General features: G+C 71.8%; 10 protein-coding genes. 6 read left to right on the top strand and 4 right to left on the bottom strand.

Annotated features, from left to right (window positions below):
- Nucleotides 1-213: 213 nt before the first annotated feature.
- On the top strand, nt 214-978 hold the full coding sequence (locus tag HED23_RS34110; protein ID WP_203187158.1) for an SDR family oxidoreductase: 765 nt from the start codon (nt 214-216) through the stop codon (nt 976-978).
- A gap of 4 nt (nt 979-982) precedes the next feature.
- On the opposite strand, the gene HED23_RS34105 is transcribed toward HED23_RS34110, so the two are convergent.
- Nucleotides 983-1,909 carry a ScbA/BarX family gamma-butyrolactone biosynthesis protein gene (locus HED23_RS34105; RefSeq protein WP_203187157.1) on the bottom strand — a complete coding sequence of 309 codons (927 nt, stop codon included), beginning with the start codon at nt 1,907-1,909 and terminating at the stop codon, nt 983-985.
- A gap of 90 nt (nt 1,910-1,999) precedes the next feature.
- Here HED23_RS34105 and HED23_RS34100 point away from each other — a divergent pair, with 90 nt between their 5' ends.
- Both HED23_RS34100 and HED23_RS34095 read left to right on the top strand, forming a co-directional pair.
- The gene (locus HED23_RS34100; protein WP_203187156.1) at nt 2,000-2,644 is read left to right on the top strand and encodes a ScbR family autoregulator-binding transcription factor; all 645 of its coding nucleotides are present in this window, start codon (nt 2,000-2,002) and stop codon (nt 2,642-2,644) included.
- A gap of 93 nt (nt 2,645-2,737) precedes the next feature.
- The gene (locus HED23_RS34095) at nt 2,738-3,472 is read left to right on the top strand and encodes a peptidoglycan recognition protein (protein ID WP_203187155.1); all 735 of its coding nucleotides are present in this window, start codon (nt 2,738-2,740) and stop codon (nt 3,470-3,472) included.
- Between the two features lie 18 nt (nt 3,473-3,490).
- Here the strand turns inward: HED23_RS34095 and HED23_RS34090 are convergent, their stop codons facing one another.
- A complete protein-coding gene (locus HED23_RS34090) occupies nt 3,491-3,856 on the bottom strand; it encodes a PH domain-containing protein (protein WP_203187154.1) in 366 nt (121 codons plus the stop codon).
- 125 nt (nt 3,857-3,981) lie between these two features.
- Here HED23_RS34090 and HED23_RS35800 point away from each other — a divergent pair, with 125 nt between their 5' ends.
- A complete protein-coding gene (locus HED23_RS35800) occupies nt 3,982-4,827 on the top strand; it encodes a transglycosylase family protein (RefSeq protein ID WP_203187153.1) in 846 nt (281 codons plus the stop codon).
- A 344-nt stretch (nt 4,828-5,171) separates the two neighbouring features.
- Here HED23_RS35800 and HED23_RS34080 read toward each other — a convergent pair whose 3' ends face one another.
- Both HED23_RS34080 and HED23_RS35605 read right to left on the bottom strand, forming a co-directional pair.
- Nucleotides 5,172-5,318: a hypothetical protein gene (locus HED23_RS34080; protein ID WP_203187152.1), complete on the bottom strand. Its 147-nt coding sequence runs from the start codon at nt 5,316-5,318 to the stop codon at nt 5,172-5,174.
- Nucleotides 5,319-5,657: 339 nt separating this feature from the next.
- On the bottom strand, nt 5,658-5,999 hold the full coding sequence (locus HED23_RS35605) for a hypothetical protein (RefSeq protein ID WP_238442221.1): 342 nt from the start codon (nt 5,997-5,999) through the stop codon (nt 5,658-5,660).
- Nucleotides 6,000-6,636: 637 nt separating this feature from the next.
- Here HED23_RS35605 and HED23_RS34070 point away from each other — a divergent pair.
- Nucleotides 6,637-6,837, top strand: coding sequence for a hypothetical protein (locus HED23_RS34070; protein WP_203187150.1), 201 nt, complete (start codon nt 6,637-6,639; stop codon nt 6,835-6,837).
- Nucleotides 6,838-21,396 carry a lonely Cys domain-containing protein gene (locus HED23_RS34065; RefSeq protein WP_203187149.1) on the top strand — a complete coding sequence of 4,853 codons (14,559 nt, stop codon included), beginning with the start codon at nt 6,838-6,840 and terminating at the stop codon, nt 21,394-21,396.
- The last annotated feature ends 1,555 nt before the right edge of the window (nt 21,397-22,951 follow it).

Here is a 22,951-nt window from a genome sequence, read left to right as displayed (position 1 = left end):
TACGTCGGTCTTTTCACCCGGGGCGGGGCGAAAACGGCATGAATGGTTTGTTTTTGTGGTCACCCTGGGTCAGGGCCCAGGGGTACGGAACGGGCGCCCCTCGCCGTATCGCGCGGCCTCCCCCACACGCCGCAGCCGTGAGGGATCCGGGCAGGACCGCGCGGTACGCGAACGGCCATGGCCCGGGCGGGTCCGGCCTGCAAGACTGCGGCCATGAGCGATCTTCTCCATGACAGAGTCGTCCTGATCACCGGGGCGAGCAGCGGAATCGGTGCGGCGGCGGCGCGGGTGTTCTCCCAGGAGGGCGCGACCGTCGTCCTGGCCGCACGCCGTGAGGACCGACTGGCCTCGCTGGTGGCCGAGTTGAAGGACAAGGGAGCCCAAGCCTCCTATGTCGTCTGTGATGTCACCGTGGCGGAGGACGCCGCCAGGGCCGTCGACCTCGCGGTGGACACCTACGGGCGCCTGGACTCCGCCTTCAACAACGCGGGGCTCGGCGGTGACCGAACTCCCCTCCACCTCATGGGTGATGACGTCTACGACGCGGTGATGGACGCCAATGTGAGGGGCGTCTGGAACTGCCTCAGGCCGGAGATCACGGCCATGCTGGCGAACGGCGGCGACTGCTCCATCGTGAACAACAGCAGCGTGGGCGGACTGGTGGCCATACCGTCGGCCGCACCCTACATAGCGGCCAAGCACGCCGTCGTCGGTCTCACCAGGGCCGCCGCGGACGAATACGCCCAACAGGGCATCAGGGTCAACGCGGTGGCCCCGGGCAGCACGCGCAGCGAGATCACGGCCGACTGGTACGGGCGCAACCCGGGCCTGGAAGAGATGGTCAACAGCCGTACCCCACAAGGGCGTACGGCCGAGCCCGAGGAGATCGCGAATGCGGTGGCCTGGCTGCTCAGCGACCGCTGTCCCTTCCTCACGGGGGCGGTTCTGCCGGTGGACGGCGGCTTCGTCAATCAGTGAGCCGTCAGCCGGAAGTGCCGCTCAGCCGTCCCCGGAAGACCGTCTCCCCGTCCTGCGTCGCAGTGACGAGGACCGAGGTCACCCCGGGGGCGGCGGGCAGGATCTCCGCCTCGACCCAGCAGGGGCGGTCGAATTCGGCGTACCGCTCGAACGCGCTGGTCACGGTCGTCGCCTCGAAGGGCGCGGGGTACAGGGCGGCGTGCGCGGCCTGATGGGCGGCCTCCATCAGGACGAGCCCCGGGACGTGGTCGACCGGGTGGTCGTACAGCACGGTGTTCTCCACGTCGTTGCGCAGCTGCCAGTGCCGGGGCCGTTCGCCGGCCGCCAGGACCACTTCGGCCGGGGCGGAACGGCCCACGGTGCGGGGGTCGACGGGATCGGGCAGCGGCCAGGCGTTCCAGGCGACGGTGGCGTGATCACCGCGGAGCCGGCGGTAGGCGCGCGGAGAGATCCAGCCGAATTCCGAGTCCGCGCGGGCCACCATGCTGTCACCCTGGAGTACGCGGACGTCCATCCCGAGCGAACTCACGGACCTGCCACGCTTCTTGGGCTCGGTGACGGACACCTTGATGCTGAGGGCGCTGGGTCTCTCGGGGGAGACCCCGAAGCCCGGAGCGACGGTGAAGTCGAAGTAGTGGAGCAGGGTTTGATCGGAGAGGGGGACACCGTACGCTGCGTGTGCGATGACCAGGCCGCTCTGCCGGATGGTCTGGGTGAGTACCCGGGTGTCGTAGGGCAGCCCGGCGGCGGGCGCCGGCCACCTCGCCTCCAGCGAGAACTCGCCATCTTCCCGGCGCTGCCAGCCGGTGAGGAAGACCATGTCGGAGCGTCTGAGGTGGACGTACTCCTCGGGTACGCCGTCCCGGCCCTCGATTGCGGCGTGCGGTGGGCTCGGAACAACAGGTATGTCGGGCACAGCCCTCCCGGACATGGCGCAAAATGGTCATTACGGCGCTGATATGATACCGGTTCACCGGTACTTTTTGAAGAAGCGTCAGGCCACATTCAAGGGGAGCGCGAGTTGGCACGACAGCAACGGGCGATCCGCACCCGCAGGATCTTCCTGGAAGCCGCTGCCGAGGTCTTCGACGAGCACGGCTACGACGCCGCCACGATCGCCGCGATCCTCGACCGGGCCGGTCTCACGAGGGGTGCTCTCTACTTCCACTTCACGTCGAAGGAGGAGCTGGCCCGAGGAGTCCTCCAGGAGGCGGTGACCTCCGACGGGGTCACCCCGCAGACCTTCAAGCTGCAGGAGTGGGTGGACATAGCCCTCCTGCTCGCCTACAGGCTGCCCAGGGAACCCCTTCTCAGCGCCTCGATCCGGTTGTCCGTCGACCCCCGGGCACGTGGTCTGTTCGGCACCCGCTGGCCGGACTGGATCAGCCTCGGCACGGAGATACTCACCGAGGCCAAGGAGCGGGGCGAGCTCCTTCCGCACGTCGATCCCGGAGCCACCTCCCGGCTCTTCGTCGGGGCGTGGACGGGCGTCCAGCTGGTGACCGAGTCGATGGCCGAGCCGCCGGAGCTGGTCGCCGAGATCTCCGCCCTCTTCGAGCTGATTCTTCCCAACAACGCGGTCCCGGGCGTGCTGGCCCGGCTCGACACCTCCCCGCACCGGGCAGCGCGCATCGTGGACCAGCAGCAGGCGGTAGCCGCCTCCTGATCGCCGGGTGCTGCCACGGGGTCAGTTTTCGCCATGTCACCCGATCGGGTGCGGGCACCTGCGAAGTGGCTGGTCAGCGCGCATGGTGGCCCTATGTGGCTTCGCCGAACAGCCGTGTGCGCCATGGTCGTGCCGCTGGCGTTCCTGGTGTTCCGGGACGCGCCGGTCCGGCTCGTCGAGCCCGAGCAGGCCGCCGCGAAGCCGGCGACGCCGCCCGCGGCCCCCCGGCCCGCGATCGTCAGCCGTGCCGAGTGGCACGCGGACGAGACCATGGTGAAGGAGGACGCGGTGTACACGGGGGCGGTGAAGGCCGTCTTCGTCCATCACACCGGCCACACCAACGGGTACGACTGCGCCGACGCACCCAGGATGCTCCGGGCGATGGAGGAGATGCACGTCCGCGGCGAGGGCTGGGACGACATCGGGTACAACTTCGTCGTCGACCGCTGCGGGACCATATACGAGGGCAGGGCGGGCGGGGTCGGGCGCTCCGTGCGCGGGGCCCACGCCACCGGGTTCAACGCGCACAGTGTGGGCATCGCGGCCCTCGGCACCTTCGACCCCGGCGTGCCGGTGCCGAAGGCGCTCATCGAGGGGATCGCGAAGGTGGGCGCGTGGAAACTGGACCCGGCCGTCGACCCGACGGGCATCGTGCGGATGGTCTCCACGAACGACGACAGCCTCTACAGGCGCGGCGAGGTGGTCTACCTCCACGCCGTGGCCGGTCACCGCGACACCTTCCAGACGTACTGCCCCGGCGAGGCGCTCTATGCGCAACTGCCCGCGATACGCGCGGAGATGGCCAGGCTGCGGGCCCTGAAGCGGTAGCGCCCGGGCGGAAGCCCGCTACCTCGCGACGTACTGGGTGAGGACGGCCTGCACCTCGTAGATGTCGACACCCTTGGTGAACGTCTTCTGGATCGGCGTGGCGGAGCCCGAGACCCAGATCTTGAGCTCGGCGTCCAGATCGAAGGTGCCCGCGGTCTCCACCGCGAAGTGCGTGATGCTCCGGTACGGGACGGAGTGGTACTCGACCTTCTTGCCGGTCATCCCCTGCTTGTCGATGAACACGAGCCTGCGGTCGGTGAAGAGGATCGTGTCGCGGATCAGCAGGTAAGCGGCGTGCACCTGCTCGCCGTGCCCGAGAAGCCGTGCGTAGTCGCGCTGCGCAGCAGCCGGATCGACCGAGTGCGCGTTACCGAACAGTGCCATGAGAGAGCCTCCACCCGAGTGAATGTGCGGACGTTGAACGCGTCAAAGCCCAATAAAAAGAATATCGGCGGCTTATCTGTTCGTGCCCTTGCACACCTTCTCGAGCACAGCGAAGGACTACCGTCATGCCGGCATCACCCCTCGCCAAGCGGCCCGTCGAATCGGTGCTCGCACTTCTGCTGGTCCTCCTCGGCGTGCTGGGCCTCTCCGGCCGCAGCGCCGCGCAGGCCCCCGCGCAAACCCCCGTACAGGCCGCCGCTCAGGCGGCAACGGTCCAGGCCGCTCCGGCCGGGGCCGTCATCGCGCCGACCGTCACGGCGGGTACGGACTGGGACCGCATCGCCGAGTGCGAGAGCAACGGCCGCTGGAACATCAACACCGGCAACGGCTACCACGGCGGGCTCCAGTTCGCGCCTTCCACCTGGCGGGCATACGGCGGCGGGCAGTACGCACCGCGCGCCGACCTCGCCACCCGGTCCGAGCAGATCGCCGTCGGCGAACGCGTCGCCCGCTCCCAGGGAATGGGAGCCTGGCCCACCTGCGGACGCCTCGGCGCGAACGGTACGTCGTCGGGCTCCTCGTCCTCCTCGGGTTCGTCCTCCTCGGGTTCCTCGTCCGGCAGCGCCGACCGTGGCGACAGCACGCAGGCAGCCCCCGAGCGTCAGGCGACCGGCAGTTCGAACAGCGGATCGTCCAGCAGTTCGTCGTCCGGTAACGGCTCGTCTTCCGGCAGCTCGGCAGGCAGCACGAACGACAGTTCCGTCGGCAGTGACAGCGGCGTGACGCGCCACTCCGAGGACCTCGCAGACGCGGAGACGTACGTCGTCGAATCGGGCGACTGCCTGTCGGAGATCGCCGCCCGTGCGGACGTGTCCGGTGGCTGGCCCGCGCTGTACGAGCTGAACCGCGAGGTCTTGGACCGCGGACCGCACCTCATCTTCCCCGGTCAGCGCCTCCAGCTGAATGCCTGACGCAGCGCCCGGTATGTGCGGGAACGGTGTGTGGTCACGACATCGAGGATCTGCCGCGAGGTACGCGCGTCGCCGAACGAGGCGCCACGCGGAAGCGCGTCCCCACAGCTGTGAAGAGCCCCGAGCGTGTCGTCCGGAGCATCCGTAACCGGAGTCCGAGGCATGCCGGGCCATGATGCCGACCAGTTCGTCGGTGGTGCGGTTCCCGAATTCCACCGCACGCGAAGAGTGGGACAAGTCCCGGGCCGGAGTCCAGGAAGCGTCGCATCTCGCGAGTGCGGCCGGCCGCGATGACGACGACGTCGTCACGGCCCTCCATGAACTTGAGCAGTGTCTCCACGGCTTCACAGCCGAAGCAGGGTTCCCCCCTCAGGAGTGAGAGTGCAGGTCTCGTCGATGAACAGCACGCCACCCAGGGCACTTCCGAAGACTTCCGCGGTGAGCTGCGCGGTACGGCCGACGTACCGGCCGAGCCGATCCGCGCGTGTCACCTCGACCAGCCCCGTCCCGGGGCAGTACCCCCCGGATGGTGCGGGTGCCCCGCGTAGAGGCGGGCCACGTGGCCCTGTCCGTGCCGGGAGGCCCGGAGAAGACCAGATGGTGGCTGACCTCGGGTGTCGGCAGGCCGGCGGCGCTGCGGCGGCGGGACGATTCCAGGAGGGACACGAGATCGTCGACCTCGCGTTCCACCGTTGCCGGACAGACCACGGCCTCGAGCCGGGCGAGCAGCTCGGCGGGGTCCGGCACACCGTCGCCGGGATCGGCGGGCGGAGCCACATCGTCCAGCAGGAGCATCGGAAGGCCGCTTCCGGCGGGTTCGGCCGTGCTGCTCAGCCGGAAGGACTGGTGGTCGGTCGTCGCCTGGAAACGGCGGGTGGGCCGTCGGTTGCCGAAGGAGGCGTCACGGGCCATGGACGTGCAGTGCGCGGCAAGGGCGTCGGCGTACGCGGGTCCAGCAGTTCGCGATGGGGTCCGCACACGCACTCGGTGTTCTTCACGAGTACGTCGACCGAGCAGTCGCCGCATTCGCCGGTGCGGGTGGAGCGGGTGGAGCGGGAGGCCGGACCGGAGCCGGCCGTGAGGAAGAAGCCCACCTCGCCGGTGTGGCCGGCGGCGATGACGACGATGTCGGCGCGGCGGTCCTCCACGGGCCCGCCCAGGGTGTGAGCCACTCCGGTGAACAGGACCCGTTGAGGGCTACGTTGAAGGCCCCGGGCGTTCTGTCGGCGGTGCCCAGGTGTCGTCATGTCCCGACACTGCCGTTCGAGGTCGGCCACGAGCGTGACCCGGTTGCGTACGGTCGGGTGCTCGGAGCAGCGGCGCGGGGCGATCTGGACCACCTTTCCTGCGCGCGCCCTCGCGACCGCCTTTCCTGTGCGCGCCTCGGCCAGGGCCTCACCGATGGCCGGCAACCGTCGGGCCGTTCCGTGGCACCGTCAGCAACAGCCACGACACCCGCCCGGACTTCTCGCCTCGTCGCTGCCGTGCCCGCTCCTCGCGGACGCCCGGGGAGGTACGGGATGGCCTCGGCCCGGGCTGGGTGAAGTCCGGGGGAACGGCGGATGTCCACCCAGGCACCGGCGGTTGCGGCGCCGTGCTGTGCGTGTCGCCCCTGCGTCATCTGACGTACCTAGCGTGTGCGCCATGCGACGAGCTTGCTGCCCGCGTGCATCGGCCGGACCGGCAACGACGGCAGTTCTCGCCGCCCTCGTGACGGCAGAGGTCACGGCCCCTGTCACGCCCTCCTTTGGCGCGGGCTCCGTCGAACTCCCTGTCCTGATGCTCTCTGCCGCGCCGGGCGGAGAGAGCGTGGCCACATCAGCCCGGAGCGCCGAGGCGGAGCTGTGGACTGCGCGGGCTCCGCTGACCAAGGGCGTGGACAGGCTGGGCGGACGACTTCGCCCGGCAGGTGCGTCCGAAGTACCGGGCGGACAGAAGGTCCTGCACGCCGATGTCACCCAGGTGCTGTACGAGGCACTCCACTGCGACGGTGGGCAGGGGAGACGCTGAGTGGAGGAGATCGACTTTCCGCCGGACGTCAGGACGATGCTCTGGATCCTGCTGGGCGAGATGCCTTTGCAGGCCAGGGAGAATCTGGCGTGGGAAAGTCGTCAGCTCTACCTGTCCCTCCAGAAGGGGCTGATCGATCTCCGTGCCGCGTCGCGGGAGACGATCCAGATGGTGGAGTCGGCGTTGCCGCCGGAGGTGGCCAAGCCGTACATCGACAGTGTGCGGATGCTCACCGACCTGCCCAACGGCGCCGACCCCGTCCAGCAGCTGCTGTTCCAGCTGGACCAGCTGGCCAACGGGCAGGTCGAGCACTCCCAGAACATCCAGGGTTCCAAATGGGAGATCATCGCCGAGATCATCATGCTGCTCGCCGAGCTGGCGCTGCTGGCGGCGCTGATCGCGTTCACCGGTGGTGCGTCGGTCTCGCAGATGTTCCTGGCCCGGGCCCGGAGCAAGCTCGCGATCCTGATCATCATCGACCGGCTGCTGCGGATGACGCACCTCGCGCCGACTCTCGGGCAGGCGGTCCAGGAGGCCATCCAGACGCTCGCGGTCCGGCTGGCGCAGATCGGTCTGAACACCGGTGGCCGCAAGCCCGGCGGTGTCGACTGGAAGGCCGTCGGGGTGGCGGGCGCGTTCGGCGCGCTCACCGCCGGCTTCATGGAGATCTTCGACAAGTTCCTGAAGCCGCTGGAGAACTACTTCAAGGATCTCCTCGGGGACATCTTCAGCAAGTTCAAGATCGACCCTGACGGCTGGGTGTTCAAGGGGATCGTGAACGGTCCGCCGGTCGTCGTCACCACCTTCGTGGTCGGGGCGACCGCCGAGAGCACCGCCGAAGTCATCATCAACGGGGCCTTCTACGACAAGTGGGAGTTCAAGTGGGAGACGTTCGTCGGCTCCGGCACCAGCACCGTGTTCGACATGGGCGCGGGGCTGGCCGTCGGCGCCGGGGCCTTCTCCATCTACAACAACTACTTCAACAACGACCGGTTCACCGACATCAACGAGCTCCCCGGGCCTGACAGCGTTCTGGGCGGCGGGCGTTCGGGTCCCTCGGGCTCCGGGAACGCGGACGTGAACGGCCCGGACGTCAAGGTCCCCTCGTCGGTGAAGAACACCCTGTTCACCCCGGGTCCGGCGGTCCCTTTCCCGAACACCGTCTCGACCGGGCTCCCGGACGGGCTGGGCAGCGGTATCAGCATCCCGCCGCCGCCCCCGTACACGCCTCCACCGCCGTACACGTCCCCGTCCGCACTGAACACCCTGCCCACCGGCGACCGCGACGCACTGTCGGGACCCTTCGACCTCACCACACGGACACCCGAGAACTCCGGCACCACCAACAACCTCAGCACCACCAACAACCTCAACGGCCTCAGCGGCACGAGCGGGTCACCCGTCCCGGGCCTTCCGCCTGTCACATCGTCGGTCTTCACCCCGTCCCCGCTGCCCTCCGCCTCGCAGCCCGACAGCACACCGCTGCCGTCCGGGCGCACCACCGGGAACCCGGCGGCCTCGAACACCGACCTCACGACACCGGACGTCACTCCCGGCCTCTCCCCCGACGCCTCTTCGGACATGCCGGGATCATCGAGTGACCTTCCCCAGGGGCTCACCGCGCCGAAGGGCTCCACCACCGCACCGGACCTGAGCACCACCGACGCCGTGAACGGTATGAACGTGGACGGCGGGCTGGACGAGGTCGAGGCCGGCCAGGACAGGACACGGGACGTCCAGGACGAGACCACCGGACAGGACCTGCCCGGGCAGGGACAGCCCGCCCGGAACACCGGCGCCCAGCCGGACACGGAACACGGCACACACCAGCAGACGCACAACGCCCCACCCGTCGAGGACGAGACCGGCACCGTCGCACCGCCCACACCCGTGACCACGTCCACCGGCCCGAACACGACAGCCCCCGCACCCGGAACCCAGAACACACAACAGGGTGCACCGGGCAGCCAGACACAGCAGTCCTCCCGGACCGACCCGACAGACCGCACAGACCGCACAGAACTGACGGACGACGAAGTGACCGGCCTGCCGGACCAGCAGACCGACCAGGACGGTCAGGAAGACCTGTCCGACAGTACGGACCGGTCCCTCACCCCGCAGCCCCATGACACGAACACCAACACCAACACGAGCACGACCGTGCCCGAAGGCGACCCCGCGCCCCCGACAGGGCTGCGCACGTCCTCCGACGCACCGCAACCGGACGCGACACCCCTAACGGAGCCCGCCGTACCCGTCGCCGAACCGGTGCGGCCCGAGCAGGAGGGGCTGCCCGGACTTTCCGGCCCGGATGCCGACCTGGCCCAGGACCGGACCGAGGTGGCAGCGGTGTCCGGCCCCGTCTCGGGGAGTACCGCCGACACCGCTCCCGGGTCGCCGGCCTGGGAGGCGGCTCGCGCCGGGGTGGAACCGGTGCCGCGTTCGCACACCTGGGTCGACCCGGTGTCGACGCCGCCGGACCCTCAGCGGCCTGGCATGACAACACAGTTCGTGGTGAAGTCGAAGTTCGATGTACGCCGCTTCGAAGTGGGCGGCGACCATGTCACCGACCTCACCGTGGAGGTCGGTGTCGGCAGCCCGGACCGGATGCCCGACGACGTCTGGGAGAAGGTGCTCAACGGTGTCGAGACCGCCATCAACGCACCGGGTCACCGGCTGCCGAACGGTGACCTCCTGCATGTGACGGTGGTGCGCGTCGAGAGTGACGCGCACCCCAACGGGCTCAACGTCGAATTCGTCGGCCGCGACCGGCAGATGACCCGGTCCGCCTGGTGGGCGGATGCCGACCCCGTCGACTACGCGCACGAGATCACGCACATGCTCGGCCTCCGCGACGAGTCCCGGCACGCGGTCGCCCCCCAACGTCCGGACGTGGAGGGGAGCCTCCTGGGGGACTACCGGCGCCCGGCACCCGAGGGGCTGGCCCAGGGCGGGCTGCGCGGCCGCCATCTGCAACTGATCAGCACACTCATCGGGGACCTCACCCCCACACCCGCCAAGACACCCGCGACCGCGACGGCGACGACAAGCGGACCGGCGACCGCACCGGCAACCGCGTCCGCGACGGCGACGACAGGCGGACCGTCGACCGCGACGGCAAGCGCACCGGCGACCGCGTCCGCGACGACAACCGTGGCCTCTCCGCCGCCCGTCCGCCGTCCGGCCACCACCAGCGGTGCTACTGGGGCCGAGCCGTACGCCCCCGTGCTCCCCAGCACCCGGCCCCCGGTGCTGGACCGGGATATGCCCAGGCCCCTCGCCGGGCGGCGGGACCGGGTCGACTTCGGCAACGGTTCCCGGATGCCCGCCTACATCGACGACGTACAGGAGCTCGTGCAGGACGCGCCTCCCGAGGTCCTCCTGGAACTGGTCTCCGGCGGGATGACCTTCGGGCACAGCGACGTCGTCCTGCGCGGCACCGGTCAGGCACTGGCCGAGATCGGCCGGCTGCTGTCCGGCGGGTCCGACGGAGTGCGGCCGGAGCAGCCGAAGAAAGGCCGGCCGGCCGGTTCGAACCTGATGGCCGACGTCACGTACTCCTTCACCCAGGAGCCCAAGACACTCGCCGGGGACGGGCGAGTCTTCCCGTACACGGCGCAGGACGGCAGTGCGCGGAAGCTGTCGGTCGTCGCGCGTCACTACGGCGACTGGGAGCAGTTCACCGACACCTACGGCAGTCCCGTCAAGGTGGACGGGATGCACCGTTCGGTCTTCACCGCAGGACAGAGCAAGACCATGCAGTCGGCGTTCCAGATCGCGCTCGGCGGCCCCATCGGGCCCGTGGGCGCGGCTGCCTTCAGCGGCTTCGGGCGGCTCGGTCTGCGGCTCGGCTTCACCGACAGGGTGGGATACGGACAGACCGAACAGGGGACGAGCCAGACGGAGACCCGCGCGCTCGACGGCTCGCGGGTGTATCTGGACCACGTCTACTACGACCTGCGGGTCACCGATGCGGACGGAAGGATCGTGACCGGCCCCGAGCCCGCGGTCTTCGGGTTCGCGGTGAGGGACGGGCTGTCCGTACGGCTGCCGGACAGCATGACGAGCACGACCGCCGCCATCGGGCGCATCCCCCGCTCCATGGAGCTCGGCCGGCAGTCGGCCTACCGGCTGGTCCGGACGGAGGGGTTCGGTCCCGTCTCCCGGATGCGGGACTGGGCGGCCCAGGAGATCGGTGTGGCACCGGGCAGCACGGCCTACGGTGAACTGAACTCCTTCTTCTCCTCGTTGAGCTTCCAGCGGCAGAGCCCCGCACTGTCCAGGGGCCGGGTCACCACCGTGCCGCTCTTCGCCGACGACAAGACCCGTACCCCGCTCGGCGTCTTCGTGGTCGATGTGGTGCCGGGCCGGGCGACGCTGATCACGGAGACGCCCGACGCGGAGATGCGCGACATCAACACCCTGGCCGTGCGCAACGACCGGAGTGTCCAGAAGACGGCGGCCTTCGGGATCGACGGCGTCGCGGGCCCGGCCTTCAACTTCTTCGACCTGGGGAACGGCGCCCTCGATCTCCGGCTCCAGTTCGGCGCGGCGTTCCGTTACCTCTTCTCCGTGTCGCGCACCGCCGGCCTCGGCGGTTCCGGGGCGATCAAGACGGCCGGCCAGGTCAAGGGCGATGCGACGGGCCTCTACCTGGTCCGGAAGACGGTGTACGTCCAGCGCAGCGGCAGCGGCTCCAGGCCGCAGCAGTTCCACACCTGGAGCGTGGACCGGATGACCCGCACGGAGGCGCGTCGGCTGGCGGGCTGGGACGACGGCCTGCGCCGCGCGCTGCGCGCGGGAGCACCCGAGCCGTTCGCCCCCGCGTACCTGACCCCGGACAGGCCTCCCACCCTGGGCATGCACCGGGTGGAGGAGTTCGCCTTCGGCGACGGTACGAAGACCGGGCCGGCCGGGGCCACGGGACGGGAGCGCACCCTCCTGGACACCTTCGCCGACGAGGTGCTGACGGCTCTCGCGGCGGCCTATCCGGGGCTGGTCGCGCGGCTCGACCAGCTGGCGCCGCCGGAGCACAGGACCTGGCGGGAGAGGGCGAGCGCCATGCTGGGCCCGCCCGGCCCGTCCGCCGGCGCACGCCCCGCGCCGACGGCACGGTGGAAGAACGACGACGAGTACCGCACGGCCCTCGCCAACACCCTGGAGGTCCTCAGCGCCCTGTCGTACCGGAGCATGGCGGGGAACCTGGAGGCACTGACCACGACCGGCATCCGGATCCGGTTCAACGAGCCGGGGCGGATCGGGCAGGGCCACCGCTACATCTGGCTGCACGGGGAGCTGACCAACCGCCGCTTCGAGGGCGTGCAGGACGATTTCAAGCTGCGCTACAGCTCGGTCGGTGTGGAGCGGGTGGACGGCCAGAAGAGCGCCAAGCGCGTCGGGGAGGCGGGTGTCGAGGGGCTGATCGCCTTCCGCGACCCCATGACGGACGACATCGGCGCACCGAACAACGCGGGCGGACCGAGCGCCGGCGTGCGCTGGGGATGGCAGTCCGACGAGGAGACCAGCTTCGGCGCGACGGCCACGTACGAGCCGATGACGGTGAGTGCCGGTCCGTCGCACCTCTACCGCTACGACCTCTCGATCACCGTGGACCGCGGCGGGTACTGGCGGTTCCGGGGCCTGCTGCGCGGAACGGCGACGCTGGGGCTGCTCGGCACCCAGCCGTTCGTCTTCCGGCAGCCGCAGGACCTGCTCATCGGTACGGCACCCGGCGGCCGTCAGGTCGGCGGCGGGCCCCGGACCGGGCAGGTGCTCATCAGCATCCCGGGCACGCACGCGCCCGCCGTGGACCCGCACCACCGGGGTGCTGCCAACCCCTACGCGAGCGTCGCCCTCCAGCCGGTGCGCACCCTGCGGCCCGACCGGGCGCGGGCGCTCGCCCTCGGCGACCTGTCCAGGCCGGGCAGCCTGGTGCGCGCCTCCGACCTGGTGGGGGACCCGGGCCCGGTGACACCGGACGGCCGGGGCTCGCAGATGTTCCGGGACCTGCAGAACCATCCGTTCCTGACCATCGGCGTGATGCCGTCACCGGCCCTCGTCTCGGCCCTCGGCCAGGCCATGGCCGCCGGGTCGGGCGGTGCCTGGCAGCTCACCGAGGAAGGCGCGCCGACCCGCGAGGCCGTGCTCCGCGCCTTCCAGCCGCAGTATCTGACGGCCAACTTCGACCAGAGCTCCGGACCGCTGGGCTGGAGTGCCTCCGGGCTGATGGGGAAGGGCCCGTACGCCACGCTCTGGGCCACCTTCCGGCACCTGACGGCGGTGGACGGCATCCAGGCCCTGACCGGATCCGTGCCGATGGACACGGAGATGGTGCTCGGCGGCACAGGCCAGACGGCGGGGAAGCTCACCAGGACCCGCACCTTCTTCGTGGGCGGACAGCTCGTCTACGCGCGCTCCCACGCGGCCGGGCCCGGACTGCTCGGCACTTACGGTCTGGTCGCCAGCCCCTGGTCGACGGCCGACCAGTCGAGCAGGACCGTGACCCGCTCCTTCGTCCACGACATGAACCGCAAGGGCTTCGGCCACCAGGTCCTCGTGTCGGGCACCGCCGAGCACTGGCTGGCCCTGACGTCCAGCCTGCTCGGCTCCGGCGCCGCGGGCAGGCCGCTCGTGCCCGACTGGATCGCAGCGGCGGCCGGGCGGATGACGACCGTGCCCGGCGGCTGGCTGGCCCATGTCCCGGAGAAGAGCGCCCACCTCGTGGGGCTCATCGACGACGGCATGGGCGAGGTGCCGCGCTACACCCGCCACAGCTGGTCCCCGCAACCGTGGCTGCGGGACGAGCACTTCGGTACGTACGCCGTCAACGCGCTGGACCCGACCGCGGCGCTCGCCGCCTTCGAACAGCAGGTGGCCGCGCTCGGGCTGGACGACGCCGGCCGGGAACGCGTCCGCACCCTCGTCTCGTCCCGGGTCCTGCGCTCCCTGGACAAGGAGACCACCGGCGGCGGTTCCTCGGTTCCGGCACGCACCGGTGCGTGGGGCTGGCACAGCGTCCGGATCGGCAAGCGGCAGATCCGGATCAGGGTCCAGCTCGAACCCGGCACGCCGGCTTTCGAGATGCTGGACCACAGCGTGGAGATGGAGGAGAACCGGCGGGCCATCGAGACGGTCACCGAGGGCGCCGAGTCCACGAGGGGCGCCGACTTCGGCTACCTCGTCGGGGAGGCGGTCCACACGGAGAACCCCACGGGGGCCGTGGCGGCCGGCCCGACGTTCACGGAGACCGGCTCCGACCGGAAGTCCAGCGGCGAGAGCCGTACGGAATCCACCCTGACCGTGTTCCGGGCGGCCTCGACGGAACCGTACGCGGAGATCGCGACGCCCTACACGCTCCGGATCACGCTGGAGGCGGACGACCCGGCACCGGGGCGACGGGGGCCCGTACGCAGCGGGTTCGACCGGTTCCGCGGCAAGCAGGTCATCAGCGTGGCGCACCCCGCCGGGACCCTGCGCGAGCACGTCCCCCTGAGCCTGATGGCCCCCGACGGGGAGCCGGACGCCGATCTGCTGCCGCCCCCGGACCTGACCGGGCTCCCCGCACCGAGGCAGGGCATCCCGCCGTACGTGCTGGGGCCCGACACCCTGCACGGTGACGGCACCCTCAAGCCGTTCCGTTTCCCCGCCACCGGCTTCGACGTGCGCCGGATCGTCGGCCTCGCGGACATCCAGGTCGCGAACACCTACGCGCTGGCCCTCTCCTACGACGCGGGCTTCTCCGTGGAGGGACCCGACGCCGCGCGCCGGGCCAGGGACACCGGGCTGACCCGGCTGGGCACCGGCTCGGCCCAGGCGCTGGAGGACGGGTCCGGCAACGCCGCGCTCACGGCCTACTACCACCGTGCGGTGACGCCCCAGGGATACGGCATACCCGGGCTGACCGAGAAGAACATCGTCAGCACCGAGAGCGCTCAGCTCGAGCTTTACGCCAAGCCCGACTTCAGCCGCGCCCGGCTGCTGACCGTCGCCGACGGCAAGAAGATGGAGATGCTCCGGCGGACGGGCGTCGGCGCGGCGTCGTCCGTGGGCCGGGAGAACGTCCAGGACTCCGCGCTCGGGGCGGGCGTCCTGATCAGCTCCGACAAGACGGGCATGCACCAGATGGGCGGGTCGGGCACCGGGCCGTACGCCGCCGAAGGCGACGCCCTGCCCACCTCGGCGGACCAGCTGACCTCCATCAACACGAAACCCAAGACGGGCCGGGTGTTCCTGTTCGCCGTCCCCACCTCGTGGCTGAGCGTCGCCGATGTGCGTCGGGGCATCAAGGACACCCGCGTCGGGCGCTTCGTCGGAGGCACCTTCGGCCATGTCAGGCCCGGCCCGAAGGCGGTGGGCTCGGAGGCCTACGCCCTGACCTGGGTCAGGGACGACGTCGCCCGGGAACTCGGCCTGATCGACGACACGAACTTCCCCGCCCGGGTGGGTGCCGCGTGGGACGCGGTGGGCGAGGCGAGCAAGGCATGGGTCGACGCCGACAAGGCGTACTGGAAGAAGCGCCGTTCGGCGATCGGCCTGAGGGAGGAGCGGGACGCGGCGCGGATCGCGCTCGACGACGCGGAGACCGCCGCCGGGGCGGCCGGCCGGCGGCTGGCCCAGGCGTACGACGTGGCCGAGGCGGCCCACAACGCCGTGGAGGCTGCGGAGCAACGCATGGACCGGATACGGAGCGCCGGCCAGCAGTCGATACGCGAGGCCCGCGAAGCCCTCGAAGCCGCCGAGGCTTCGGACACCGGTGAGGCCGCCCACGACGGTTGGGCGGAGCTGGTACGCGAGGAGATCGCGGAGGCGCGTACGGTCCTGGCGGCCACCGAACGGGTCGCCCGGGAGAAGCTTTCGCCCGCCGAGGTCCACATCGCCGCCCTGCGGGAGCGGAAGGCGGCGGCCGACCGGCGGGTGAACACGGCCGGGAGGGCCCTCGCCACCGCGGACCGCCGGGTCGGGGCGGCCACCCGACGGCACGACGCCGCCGTCACCGCCTTCGGCAACCGGCGCGCGCTGCTCGGCACACTGAGGGCGACGGCGGAGGACGCGGCGGCCGAGTACCACCGGGTGAGGGCGGGGACGGACCAGCTCACCAGGTGGCACCGGGAAGCGGCCACCGCCGAGGGCCGGAAGCGGCTGGAGGGCAGGACGGAGCCCCCGGCCGTCACCTACCTGAAGCCCGCGGTGCCGGCGCCACCGGTGCTGCCCGCGCTCCCGGCGTACACGAGGACCGGTACCGGTCCGGACGCCCGGCTGACCTCGCCCGACAAGGTCACGTACGCCCTGCACGACGTGCCGGAGGACGGGGACGCCTTCCTGCACGCCCTGGTGGAGGGGCTGAGCAGGAGTGCGCCCGGCCTGCTCCCCGGCCAGGGGGTGGACCTCGGCGACCGCCGGGCGGCGGCCGACGCGGTGCTGCGGATGCTCACCGCCAGGCTCATGGACCCGTCGGACGCGGACCTGCTCGACGCCGTCGCCCCCGATGCCACGGATGCCTTCAGCGACGCCGAGGTCGTCGGGGCCGGGTTGCGGGGATCCGGGCCGCTCGCGGCTGACACTCCTGGAGGCCGTGAGTTCGACGGGCTGGGAGGACTGATGCCGCACTCCGTGACCCCGGACAGGGCGGCCCGGGCCGCGCTGGCCGTCGCCCAGCTGCTGCGCCCGGGGACCACGGAGGGCGAGGCGGGCTGGAACCACGGGGCGGCCGACCTGCTGCCGGTGCTGGCCGCCCGGACGTTCGGGGTGGACATCACCGTCGTGGACGACGCGGGGCGCTTCCAGGACTTCGGCCCGGGGCCCACCGACCCCACGGGCCACCTGGCCGGGGCCCTGGGCCTCCCGCCCGTCGGCCCGCGGCCGCACGTGGTGCTCAGCCTGGCGGACCGCCACTACCAACTGGCGGTACCGGTAGGGGCGGTGACGGACGCGAAGCCGGAGCCGAAGCCCGAGGACGCGAAGGAGTCCGGGGCTCAGCCGCAGCCGAGGCCCGAGGACAAGGCCGAGCCGCAGCCGAAGTCCGAGGACAAGGCCGAGCCGGAGCCGGTGCAGCCCCCGTCCGCCCCGCCTCCGGGCGGTGCGGCCAAGGGGCGGCCCGTTCGGGTCCCGGCCACCGGGGAGTGCCTCTTCTACTCGTTCATCGCGAGCGACCCCGGATACGTACGCAGCCGGCTGCCCGCTCTGGCGGAGTCCGACCCCGCCGCGTACGCCTGGCTCGGCGACGCCGACGCCGTACGCGGGGGGCTCAGCAGCCGGGCGGTCGCCCAGTCCACCACCGGGCACTACCCGGGCGGCCCGGAGACCGCCGTCGTGAGCGCGATGCGCAAGGCCGTCGAGGCCCGTGTGACCGGGAGCGGAGGCCGCCTGCCCCGGTCCGTCATCGGGCAGTTGCGCCTGTCGACGACGGCGGAGTTCGGGGCCCGGATCGCGGGACTGCACCGGGCCGGGCTCGTCTCGCTGCTCGCGCACCACGGTGTGGACGCGGACATGCTGATCGACGGCTCGGAGACGGGACTGCGCGCGGAGCTGGCCGCTCTCCACGCGACGAGCGCGGCTCCACTGGACGACGCGGAGATGCGCACGGTCATGCGCGCGGTCGCCCGCTGGGAGGAGGATTACATCACCGACGTGGGCGAGATCTTCCTGCCTCTGCTCGCCCACACCTTCGAGGCCCGGGTCGAGGTGGCCTGGGAAGGCCGTCTGGCCGACACCCGCCGAGCCGGTCCCCGCGGTGCGTCCCGGGTGATCGAGGTGCACTACAACGGCGTGGACCACTACAACGGGAGCAGCGCCGAACCGCATGACCTGCTCGTCTTCGGCGAGAGCGTGGCTCCCAAGCGGGTCAAGCCCGAGGAGCGTGACGGCGAGGGCGACGTACGGGTGAATCCGCTGTGGGTCCCTCTGGACGAGGTCGACCCCGCGCTGCTGGTCACGGGCGACCGGGACGCCGTGTGGATCTACACGGTGACTGAGGACGGGCAGGTCCTGCTGGGCAGCGAGCAGCCGAGCGGGATCATCACGCCGGAGCAGTTCGACGCGCTGCTCGCCGGCATGCGGAGCGTGGCTCCGGACCTGACGGCGGACGAACTGCGGAAGGACCTGGACGGGCTGGGGCACACGGGCATCGCGGCCCGGTTCGGGGAGTCCGGACGGTCGGAGCCCGGGATGAGCCGGGTGTCCGGCGAGTTCCGGTGGAGCCCGGAGCTGAAGCGGTGGACGGTCAACGACAAGTCGGGCCGCTACATGAGCGAATCCGTACGGCCCGGCCTCGGCCCGGACGTCGCGGCGGGCTGGCTGCGGGAGGTGGCGGAGCTCTTCACGGAACGGCTCGGCGTGCGGGTCGTGCCCGAGCAGGTCAAGACCGCTACGGCGGCACCGTCCGGTCAGCCTCCCGCCCCCGCCGTTCCGCCGCCGGTGGTGCCGTTGAAGGGGACGGTGTCGGTCGCGGAACTCGAGGCGATCGGGGTGACGCTGTCGTTGGCGCAGTCCACACAGGCGGCGCTCCTGCGCGACAAACTGCCCGTGGAGGAGCTGGGGCTGACGCCCGAGCAGCACAGGCTCATCCGGGTGCAGAGGGGAGAGCCCGACACCTCGGCGCCCACGCCGCTGCTGCTCGGTTCGCCTGAACCCTCGTCCCCGGGGAGCAGCGTCGACTCCCTCGACATGATCATGGACTGGGAGGACGGCGACGAGGACGGGGACGGCGACGAGGACAGCCGGCCGGCCGAGCCGGACCACCACCGGATCCTGGAGGACCTCTACGGCCCCGGGATCGATGAGGCCCCGCTCTATCCGACGCTGCGCGAGACCCTGGTGCGGCTGGACGCGCTGCGCCGGGCCGTGGCCGGATCGCCCCTGAGTGAGGGCCCGTTCGACCTGGACGCGGTCACCCGGTACGTCCTCGGTCTGGGGGAGCAGGAGGCCGTGACCAAGGTGCAGCGAGGCGAGCTGTTCCGGGTGGCGCTCGACGAGAACGTGGAAGGGGCCCGGAGCCTCGCCGGCCTCGCCGCGTTCCGGCTCGTGCTCGACGGGGTGTTCTCCGTCGCCCGCACACTGCCCCGGACCGGTGGCAGCCGGGGCAGGAACTGGACCGGCGGCAGGATCAGGGAACTGGACACGTCACAGGCGGTAGGGGCGGCCCAGCAGCCGTACGGGGTGCCCCCGCTCGGTGAGGCCGACCCGGCGCCGTACGTCGTCCTGGCGGCCGAGGGCGGCCACGACCACGTCGTCGTGCTGGACGGTGACGGCACCCCGCACCGCGTGACCACGGAGGTGTTCGCCGAACTGCTGGCCCTGGACCCGTTGCTTGCCGGACTGCCGGACGGCACCCCTGTGGTCCTGCTGGTTCCGGAGGCGGGTGCACGGGGCCTGGATCTGCCGCGCGCGGTCGCCGACCGGACCGGCCGCACGACCTGGGCCACCAGCGGCCGCCTGCGGTTCACCCCGCAGACGGAGGGCGGCCCGGCCGTCGTCTCACCGGAGCACCGTCCCGGTGAGACGGCGGGAACCTGGGGCTTCAGCGAACCGGGCGAGGTGCTCGACCCGGCCGAGCTCCGGGACGCGCCCGCCTGGGAGAGCGACGTCGTCTCGTACACCCAGGTCGCGGATGGGCGTTCGGTCGGACGCTTCGTGTTCCACCCCGCCGAGGCCGCCCGCTTCGAGGGGATCATGCGGCAGATGCCGGCGACGACTGAGCTCTGGCACCAGAACCCGGTCACCGGTGTCCTGACCAAGGATCCCGGGCCGGTGCCCTGGGCGGGCCGTCCGGCCTACTTCTTCGCAGTGCACGGGTTCCCCGGGATGACGGACATGGCGCTGGACGGCGGAGTGAGCCGCATGGCGCCGGGTACCGCGACCGGCGGGTTCCTCAAGAGGCGGCCGAGTGTCGCGCGGCTCCCCGACGACCACGTCATCGTGATGGACGCGTGCTGGCACGCGACCCCGGGCAGCGCGGACTTCGTCAACGGGGACTCCCCGCTGACCCCCCACGTCCCCGACCCCCTCGCGACCGTCAGCGACGCCCAGCACACCGCCAACGAGACCGGCCGCACCGTGTTCGCCTCCACCAGGCCGAGCGGAATCCAGCGGCTGAGCGCACAACAGGGCGGGGGACACGTCCGCATCCTGAGTACGGATCCACGGGGCAGGCGGGGCCGATGGCTGGAATTCCGGCCCGAGCCTTCCGGTGCCGCGCTGGACGACGTGGCCCGCGCCGCCGGCCTCCACCCGGCCGACGGCCCGGCCCCGCCCGCCGTCCGGGACGCCGCCCTCCGGCTGGTCCGCGCCCTGCGGACCGTCTTCGGGGCGGGCGTGGACGAGGACGGTGACTACGCGCAACTACTGGCAGGAATCGGTGCCCTGGAGGCGATGCGGGGCAGGGACCTCTGGCTCGCCGACGTCACGCCGTTCACCCTGGATCTGCTGGAACAGGCCGTACGGGAGATCCGCGGCGCCCTTCCCGGCGCCCGGTCGGACGACGGCGCCCGGTCGGACGAGGCCGGCCTCGGCGCCGACGACTACCGCGCCGCCCTGCTGCACACCGCCACGGCAGCAGGCACCGATGCCGCTCTCACCGCCTTCGTGCCGCTGCCCCGGCTCGTGGAGGCGGCGCGGCGGCTCGGAGGCTTCACCGGGCCCGGCGCCCTCGACTCCGAGGCCGCGCGCGTCCTGCGGCTGCCGGACGGTGCCGAGGTCGGGCCGGCCCAACGGGCCAGGCTGTTCCGCGCGACCGTCGCGGCGCTCGCCTGGGAGCACCGGACCCCCGACCCCGACGCTGCCGGCGCGCGGATCCTGCACCTGGAGGGGCCCGACCCCGCGCGGCGCGGAGACCTGATCGACCTGGTGGCGCAGGCGGCGGCCGCCGGGCGGGACCTGGACGACCCGACGGCCCTGGCGGCATTCCATCTCGCGGTGCTCGGGGCACTCGCACCGGATACCCGCCTGCTCGGCGCCGACGGCGCCGCCGTCGGCCGTACATGGTTCCCGAGCCCGCGCACACCGGGGCCGCTGAACACGGATGTCCTCGTCACCGCGGTGCCCAAGCCGGGCGGCGGCCACCAGCCGGGTGGTGTGATGCCCGCGCCGTGGAAGACCCCGGGCGTCCCGGGCCCGTACGTCGTCTGGGCGCCGGGTGATTCCGGCCACCTCCTGATGTCCCTGCCGGGCAGCCCCGTCCTGAGGGTGCCGTACGACGAGGTCGGCGAGCTGCTGTCACGCGACCGGGAACTGGCCGGCCTCCCCTTGCGGACCGATCTGGTCCTGGCCGTGCGCGAGGCCGGAGCGGGTGCGGGGGCCGACCCGCGCATCGTCGTCGGCGCGCTGACGGGCAGGGGGGTGTGGACCACCACGGACAAGGTGTTCCTGACCGGCTCCGCCGCGCCCGGCTCTCCGTACGCCGTCGTCGTCCTCCGGGGCCCGTCGGTGCCGGGCGGGCCGTCGGCCGTGCTGGCCTGGTCCCGTGTCAGGCCGGGGGACCCCGCGCAGTCCCCTCCCGGCACGACGGTGCCGCACACCGGCGAGGCCGGAATCCTGCTGCCGCCCGGGAGCGTGCCCGGACTGTGACGGAAGGTGCGGTTGTACTCTGTTCACCCACTCTTCACAGCGTAACTACCCGGTCTCTGCTGCCAGGTGTGCTCAGCTGGGTGATGTGGGGCTGGTGTGATTGCCGAGGTGTGGACACGTGAGGACCGTATGACTGAGCTCGGAGCCGGACTGTGAGCCGCTGGTCCTTGAAGCGCAAGAAGGAGACCGGTCCTCGCCGCGTGCCGGAGGAAGCCGCCGTCGCCGCCGCGGTCTTCGCCGTCGAGGAGTACGACGGCATCGTGCTGCTCAGGTCGTACACGGACGACTCGCTCACCAGCGACGGCATCAGCGACCTCGCGCGTTCCCTTGCGTCGGACGACGGCACCGTGACCGTGGTGACCGGGGCCTCCGAGGACGAGGCCGCTGCCCTGTGGCCGCGCCTCGCCGCCCTGTTGGACTCCCTGTGCGACGAGGGCGTCACCTCCGTCAGGCTGGTCATGTCCGGCGCGGGGGACGACAGGCCGGGCCGTGAGGCGCCGGCCCGCCGCATAGCCGACGCCTGGGGGCTGGAGGTGATCGCGCCCGACGCGGTCGTCCTCGTCGTGCCCGGCGGCGGCCTCTTCGTCCCAGGCGTACGCCCCGACTCCGGTACGGAATGCGGTTGGTGGCGTTTCGCACCCGGCGCCGAACCGGTCGCCCTGGGCCCTCGCCAGCCCGCTCCCGCCTGGCAGCCGGGGCCATCGGTCCGTACGGAGAGCACCTCGGGCGGCTGTGTGGTCGAGCAGATACCCGCCGGGCTGCTCGTACGGCCGAAGGACGCGCTGGCCCCCCGTCTCGGGGACCTCTGTTACGCGATACCCGTGGACCGGAGCGGGCCCCTTGTCCTGGTCGGCGTCCCGGACGGGGAGGACGTCCTGCCGGCCGATGTGGCCGAAGCCGTCGGATCGCTGCCCTCATCGGCGCGCTCCCGGATCCGGATCGCCCCCGGCGGGCGGAACGACGTACTGGAAGCGGGCCGTTCGCTGGCGGGCTCCCTCGGGCACGAAGTCGTCGTCCACACAGGGCTTCCGCTGCTGCCCACAGGCGGTCTGGCGGACCGGTACGCCGTACGGGCCACGATCGGCGATGCCGACGGGGCCCCGCGCTGGCACCCGTACGTGGACGCGGTCGTGTGCGCCCCTGACGAGGATCCCCGGCTGCTGCGCTGGAGTTCACCGATGCCGGGCCTCGGCCGCGGGGAGCAGGGAGTGCTGCCGCTCTCCGACCGCCTGGAGGTCCGTGTGACGCGGGCGGGTCTGTGGGTCGGCGAGCCGGGGGACCCGGTGCCCGTCGCCGGTCGCCCGGTGGCGCCGGACGGCCCGGTGGTCGAACTGGGCCGGGCCGGAGAACCGCTGGACGCGTCATTCTGGCCGGAGCTGTCCCGGCTGCTCGACGCCCTCGGGCCGGACGTATGCACCCGTGCCCGGCTCGTGGTGCACGGCACCTGCGTGGACGGCGGCCAGACCCTGCGCCGCCTGGCCGGCCAACATCAGCTGCGGAGCCTCCGCTTCGGGACGCTTCCCGTACCGGGGCCGGGGCGTACGGCGGGACGCGG

The sequence above is a fragment of the Streptomyces pratensis genome (assembly GCF_016804005.1).
Classification (GTDB): Bacteria; Actinomycetota; Actinomycetes; order Streptomycetales; family Streptomycetaceae; genus Streptomyces; species Streptomyces pratensis_A.
Note: the sequence above shows the minus strand (reverse complement) of the source record. Positions and strands in the feature narration are given on the sequence as shown.